7 protein-coding genes are annotated in these 5,920 nt (G+C 57.6%); 4 read left to right on the top strand and 3 right to left on the bottom strand.

What is annotated here, in order from left to right; all coding sequences use genetic code 11:
• Together ACEW8J_RS14790 and ACEW8J_RS14785 are read left to right on the top strand one after the other, a co-directional pair.
• A partial coding sequence (locus ACEW8J_RS14790; RefSeq protein ID WP_373492407.1) for a tryptophan 7-halogenase occupies positions 1–625 on the top strand: 625 nt, incomplete at its 5' end.
• A complete protein-coding gene (locus tag ACEW8J_RS14785; protein WP_373492406.1) occupies positions 622–2,064 on the top strand; it encodes a tryptophan 7-halogenase in 1,443 nt (480 codons plus the stop codon). The genes ACEW8J_RS14790 and ACEW8J_RS14785, both read left to right, overlap by 4 nt.
• A 301-nt stretch (positions 2,065–2,365) precedes the next feature.
• Here ACEW8J_RS14785 and ACEW8J_RS14780 read toward each other — a convergent pair whose 3' ends face one another.
• The 3 genes from ACEW8J_RS14780 to ACEW8J_RS14770 all read right to left on the bottom strand — a co-directional run bounded on the left by ACEW8J_RS14780 (position 2,366) and on the right by ACEW8J_RS14770 (position 4,771).
• Positions 2,366–2,842, bottom strand: coding sequence for a hypothetical protein (locus ACEW8J_RS14780; protein WP_373492405.1), 477 nt, complete (start codon positions 2,840–2,842; stop codon positions 2,366–2,368).
• A gap of 266 nt (positions 2,843–3,108) precedes the next feature.
• Positions 3,109–3,417, bottom strand: coding sequence for a hypothetical protein (locus tag ACEW8J_RS14775; protein ID WP_373492404.1), 309 nt, complete (start codon positions 3,415–3,417; stop codon positions 3,109–3,111).
• Between the two features lie 112 nt (positions 3,418–3,529).
• Positions 3,530–4,771 carry a threonine ammonia-lyase gene (locus ACEW8J_RS14770; RefSeq protein ID WP_373492403.1) on the bottom strand — a complete coding sequence of 414 codons (1,242 nt, stop codon included), beginning with the start codon at positions 4,769–4,771 and terminating at the stop codon, positions 3,530–3,532.
• A gap of 75 nt (positions 4,772–4,846) precedes the next feature.
• Between ACEW8J_RS14770 and ACEW8J_RS14765 the strand changes: the two genes are divergently transcribed.
• The gene (locus ACEW8J_RS14765) at positions 4,847–5,719 is read left to right on the top strand and encodes an NAD(P)-dependent oxidoreductase (RefSeq protein ID WP_373492402.1); all 873 of its coding nucleotides are present in this window, start codon (positions 4,847–4,849) and stop codon (positions 5,717–5,719) included.
• A 15-nt stretch (positions 5,720–5,734) separates the two neighbouring features.
• A partial coding sequence (locus ACEW8J_RS14760) for a hypothetical protein (RefSeq protein WP_373489931.1) occupies positions 5,735–5,920 on the top strand: 186 nt, incomplete at its 3' end.

Raw genomic sequence — 5,920 nt, 5'->3', positions numbered from 1 at the left:
GAACAATCTCGAGGGCGAGCCGATTGCAGATCCCAAGCAGCTGTTCTTCCGGACCGGCAAGCGCACGAAATTGTGGAACAGGAATTGCGTCGCGATCGGCCTGTCCGGCGGGTTTCTCGAACCGCTGGAATCGACCAGCATTGATCTGATCCAGAGCGGCATCCTCAACCTGATCGCGCTCTTCCCGGAAAAGCAGTGCGCCGTTTCGGACGTGGACGAATATAACCGGTTGCTGGACCTCGAATATGACCGGATCCGGGACTTCCTGATGCTGCATTATGTGCTGAATCAACGCGACGAACCGTTCTGGCGCGACCTGCGGGAAATGGCCTGGCCGGACAGCCTGCGCGAGAAGATCGAGGCCTTCCACCGCCGGGCCATCGTGCCGCGTCATGATCACGGACTGTTTCAGCCGCCCAGCTGGTTGTCGGTCTTCATCGGCCAGAATCTCGTGCCGGAAACATGGGACCCGCGGGTCGATGCGATGGCCGATGCGGAACGCACGGCCCAGTTGCAGCGGATCAGGATGGAGATTGCAAATGCGGCCGGCCAGATGAGCGAGCATCTGGCCTTTATCGAGAAACATCGGGCGACCTTCACCGGCGGAAAGGCAGACGCGCGATGAGCGGGGTAGGGCGGATCGCGCTTTTCGGCAAAAGCCATGAACTCTGGCCCGTTGCCGCATTGCTGGGTCGGGATCTGCCGAGCGGGACCGAACTGGTTGCGGTCGAGGATACAGACCCGGTTGGTCCTGCGGCCGTCACCATCCGGCTGGATGATCCGTTTCTTGCCCGGCTGGGGATTGATGCCGACGAATTGCGCGAGACCGAAAGCGCGCTATTCGCTCTGGGAACGATATTGCAGGACTGGACCGGCGACGGCAGCCGTTACTTCCATTGCGGGTCCGGCAGTCTGCCAGCGATCGAGCATGTAGATATCCACCAGATCATGCTGCGCGCGGCTCTGACCTATAACCAGCCGGAGCGACTGGCCTATCTCTATCAGCCGTTTCGCTTGCCGGCGCGGGCGGCGGAGGCCGGGAAATTTGCCTTTCAATCCAGCGACCCGCGCTCGCCGCTCAGCATGCTCCGCCCAACCGTTCAGATCGACCGCATCGATTATGCGGCGCTGTGCAGAAGCAGACTGACGCCGGATCGTGTGGAGGTCATTCAGGCAAGACCAGAGGCGGCGCAATATCGGAAAGAAAACGGTACCATCAGCGGGGTTTTGCTCGACAATCAACAGATGGTCGAAGCGGATTTCTTCATCGATATGTCGGGCGGCTTGAGCGACGCAATGCCCGCGCATCCCCGTGCCGATTGGCAGCCCATTGCCGGTCTCCCGTTTGACCGCCTGCTTTCGGGCAAAAACCCGGCAAGCCGATATGACAGCAAAAACCACAATATCGCCCGCGCGGTCGATGGCGGACTATATCTCGCCACCATGATCCGCGACACATCGATCAGCAGCCTGCTCTATGCATCGAGCGACAGGACGGACGCGGCGGCGCAAAAACTGCTCGACGGTGATGCCCAGCCAGAACCGTTCGAACCGGGTTATGTCCGCCAGCCCTGGCTGGGCAATCTGGTTCGATTGGGCCGCGCATCGGCGCGATTCGGTCCCTTTCTGTCAGCCGACACGATCCTGTTGCAGCGGCAGGCGATGATCCTGGCGGACCATCTGCCCGCGCGCCAGGACATGACGGTCGAGGCGAGAGAATTTAACCGGCGTCATCTGCTATTGGCCGAGCAGATCCGGGACTTTATGCTTCTGCCTTTTGCCCTGAACAGGAGGTCTGATCCCGTCTGGTCAGCGATGCGGGAGAGCAGGCGGCCGGACAGCCTGGCGACCAGAATCGACCAGTTTCGCAGCCGGGGCCGGTTTGTAGCTTTCGAAGGCGAAATTTTTGACGAACAGAGCTGGCTCGATCTGCTTATCGGCTTTGGCACCGTGCCGGAACGCTATGATCCGATGGCGCGGTCGCTCGATATGGGGATGATGGCAAGGCGGCTGAAAAAACTGACCGTGGCTTTCGACCAGGCGCTTGCTTCCCTGTCGGACTAGTCCGGCAGTTCCGCTTGCCGGGCAACAGCGGTGACAGTGCACTAGTTCGTTCAATCGCTCGGAATAAAGTGCAGTGTCACCGTTATCCTGGCCGCTACATATGGGTCGTAAGTTCACATGGAATATATTATTCAAAAACGTCTCTTTTTGAGCCATCTCTGCCGTTGGAGACCAAAGATGCTAATGTCCGCATTTGGGTCGTTAGAGGCTAGTCCGCTTTTAGCGCTTGGTGGGAAACTTCCGAATGACTGATTGTGGTAGGGGAGCTGCCATCGTCTGCTGGAAAATTCCTCCGACAATGTCAGTCTTCAGGTCTTGAGGCTACTTCGATGGAAATAACGCGGTCCACAATGATTTCCGAGGCGTAGCTGCTCAAATGACCATACCCTCCGGGCCCTCCGGGATACCGTGTCTTTCTACCGATAAACGATATAATATAGCTCTTGCCATTTGCTTCATCCAATGGGGCTGCCGTAAGCCACATATCTGCATCCGCACCGTTACATTCTTTTTGATTCGCTTCGGTTGGGCAGAATACAGAGTGTTCGTATTGGTTCAGCCAACGACCATGCCAAACCTTTGCGGGTTCCATGAAGACGCATTGATCGGTGGGCAGCCTTGTGATTACGGTCTCACCATCTAACATCTTTTCTCGCGTGCAAGGCTCATCACGTGACAAAGCTCTCTGCTGATCAATCGGGTCAATGTAAGCCATGTATGGGATGTCGCCGAACGGCCTTACGTCAAATACAACCACTTCATCATCCGAAACGGTCATCTTTGACTCGGATTTCACTACCGGACCGTCTGGCCTGCATCCAGCTATGAAGAAGATCGCAACGAGGTAAGGCAGGCTTTTCACTGAACCATGCTATATTCGATTCCAAATCTGAACAATGTAAAAGTCATTTAGATGTGCGCTTCGGGGTTGGGAAAAGAATTTCCGGTTCTGGTGAGATTGAGGAGATAGCGGCCTTTCAGTTCTTGGGCGCGCATCGAATCACCGGGAATTACCATTTGTGGGGTGGGGAGCTGACGTTCTTATCAACCCCAATCCGTCACTCCCGTTGGGACCAGCGACAAGAGGCCTCCTAAAAAACTAAGGATGCCAAGGGTGAGTATGAAGGGGCGAAGCACGGGCCGATATCTGCTGCGCCGCCAGAAAAATGAGCATCCCATCAGGATCAGCAACGCTAAGGCCTGCCAGATCGTCATGGCCAGCGTATAATTGAACCGTGACACGAGCACTAGAATGAGCGCGTGTGTTAAACAGGCAAGCCAGATGCCCCATGACCATTTGAGGGCCTCGCGATCGGCCTTGCGCCGCCAATCGGGCTCTTCTTCCTTGTTCATGGAGGCATTATGCTTCATTCAAGCAATGGCCGTAACTGGGTCGGCAGAGGAAATAAAGACGACATTTCATTATTATCGTCTGTCGCCCCAAAGCAGACATTGGCTCAATCGCTCAATCCGCCAGTTCGACCTGCCGGACATCATAGCCGGCCTTGTTGAGATCGGCGATCAGGCCTTCCAGCTGCTCCTTGTCCTTGGCTTCGCATTCGATATCGGTGATCAGCCCCTTGGCCGGCAGATTGGTGAAGACCCGCTGGTGATAGACCTCGATGATATTGACTTCATGTTCGGCAAATTGCTTGACGACATTGTAGAGCGCCCCGGGCTGGTCGCGCAGATGCAGGCGAAGGCGGGCCAGACGACCAGACCGTGCTAGATCGCGCAACAGAACGTTGGCCAGCAGCCGCGTGTCGATATTGCCGCCGCACAGCACCAGTCCGACTTTTTCGCCGGCGAATTTTTCCTTGTTGCCGAGCAGCGCGGCAAGGCCGGCGGCGCCGGCACCCTCGACCACGGTTTTCTCTATCTGCAACAGCAGGCTGACCGCCCCTTCCAGTTCGGCTTCACTGACCAGCAATATGTCGTCCACATATTTTCTGATGATCGCGGCGGTAAATTCGGACGGATTGCGCACGGCAATGCCTTCGGCCAGCGTATCGCCACCCGTTGCCATGGTTTTTCCGTAATATTTGGCATACATGCTGGGATAGAGCGCGGCCTGCACCCCGGTCATCTTGATGCCGGGCTTGATCGCACTCGCTGCGGTGGCCATTCCGGAAAACAGCCCGCCGCCGCCGATCGGGATGATCAGCCGGTCGAGATCCGGTATCGCCTCGAGCATTTCGATTGCCACGGTACCCTGACCGGCCGCGACATGCGGGTCGTCAAAAGCGTGGATATAGGTCAGGCCACGCTGTTCGGAGAGCAGCATGGCATGGGCATAAGCTTCATCATAATTGCTGCCGTAGATCACGATTTCGGCCCCATGGCCGCGGGTTTGCTCGACCTTCACCATCGGTGTCGTGCTGGGCATGACGATGGTCGCGGGAATATCGAGATTGCGGGCATTATAGGCAAGACCCTGGGCATGATTGCCGGCGGAAGCGGCGATAACGCCGGCCTTGCGCTTGCTTTCGTCCATCAGCAGCAGCGCGTTGAGCGCGCCGCGTTCCTTGTAGGCCGCGGTAAACTGCAAATTCTCGAATTTCAGGTAAACTTCCGCTCCGCTGAGCTGGGACAGCGTGATGCTCTTCAGCGTCGGTGTGTGGACAACCCGGTCCTTGATCCGGTCGTGCGCGGCTTTCACATCTTCATAGTCGAAGGATGGCAGGGTGATGGCTTTGATGTCGTTCATATCGTCCGTGCCCCTAACGCATCTGGCCATCGAGGGAAACAATGATTATGGCCATTGCAAAGGGCAAGGGAATCTATGGTGAAAATTGCATTTATCGGCATTGGCGTGATGGGCGGACCCATGGCCGGACATCTGGTCGCGGCGGGACACGAGCTGACCGTCTATAACCGCAGCAGAGCCAAAGCGGAAAACTGGGTGGCCAAACATGGCGGTTCGCTGGCGACCAGTCCTGCAGAAGCGGCGCGGGACAAGCAGATCGTGATCACCTGCGTTGGCAATGACGATGATCTCGCATCCGTCACCATGGGCCGCGACGGTGCCTTTTCGACTATGGCATCCGGCGCTCTGTTCATCGACCATACGACCGTGTCCGCGCGCATCGCCCGGCAATTGTCGGTCGAAGCCGAAGGTCGCGCCATTCATGTCATCGACGCGCCGGTGTCCGGCGGGCAGGCGGGTGCGGAAAAGGGCAGCCTGTCGATTATGTGCGGCGGCAGCGAGCAAGCCTTTGCTGCCGCCGAACCGGTGATGTCGGCTTATGCCGGACGCATCGTCCATGTCGGCCGCACCGGAGCCGGACAAACAACCAAGATGTGCAACCAGATTGCGATCGCGGGTGTCCTCGAAGGCCTGTCGGAGGCGTTGCGCTTCGCCCAGGCAAGCCGGCTGGACCTGGACAAGGTTCACGAAGCGATTTCCGGCGGCGCCGCGCAAAGCTGGCAAATGGACAATCGCTGGGCGACCATGGCGAAGGACGAATTTGATTTCGGCTTCGCGGTCGACTGGATGCGCAAGGATCTCGGGCTGGCGATCGAGGAAGCCAGGACCAATGGCGCGACCATTCCGGTGGCGGCGCTGGTCGATCAATTTTATGCCGAAGTGCAGGCGGCAGGCGGCGGACGCAATGACACAAGTTCGCTGGTCTCACGGCTCCCGAAAAGAAAATAGAAAAAGGCAGATGATATGCACGCTTGGCTGAAAAATCATGGGGTGGCTTTATGCGCGATCGCGGCAAGCCTTTGTCTCGCATCGGGCCCCGCCCAGGCGGATAGCCTGATTGAAAATGTAAACGGCATGACTCTCGACAGCGAGGGCAAGGTCCTTCGTTTCACGGCGATGCTGGTCGATGATGACGGCAACGTAAAGGAG

Origin of the sequence: Parasphingorhabdus sp., from assembly GCF_041748495.1 — a bacterium.
Classification (GTDB): domain Bacteria; phylum Pseudomonadota; class Alphaproteobacteria; order Sphingomonadales; family Sphingomonadaceae; genus Parasphingorhabdus.
The sequence above is the reverse complement of the archived record's forward strand: the minus strand, read 5'-3'. Positions and strand labels throughout refer to the sequence as shown.

Excerpts from the sequence above, each read along its gene's own strand:
- ACEW8J_RS14765 (WP_373492402.1), top strand. The coding sequence starts at position 4,847 with ATGGTGAAAATTGCATTTATCGGCATTGGCGTGATGGGCGGACCCATG.
- ACEW8J_RS14770 (WP_373492403.1), bottom strand. The coding sequence starts at position 4,771 with ATGAACGACATCAAAGCCATCACCCTGCCATCCTTCGACTATGAAGAT.
- ACEW8J_RS14775 (WP_373492404.1), bottom strand. The coding sequence starts at position 3,417 with ATGAACAAGGAAGAAGAGCCCGATTGGCGGCGCAAGGCCGATCGCGAG.
- ACEW8J_RS14785 (WP_373492406.1), top strand. The coding sequence starts at position 622 with ATGAGCGGGGTAGGGCGGATCGCGCTTTTCGGCAAAAGCCATGAACTC.
- ACEW8J_RS14780 (WP_373492405.1), bottom strand. The coding sequence starts at position 2,842 with ATGACCGTTTCGGATGATGAAGTGGTTGTATTTGACGTAAGGCCGTTC.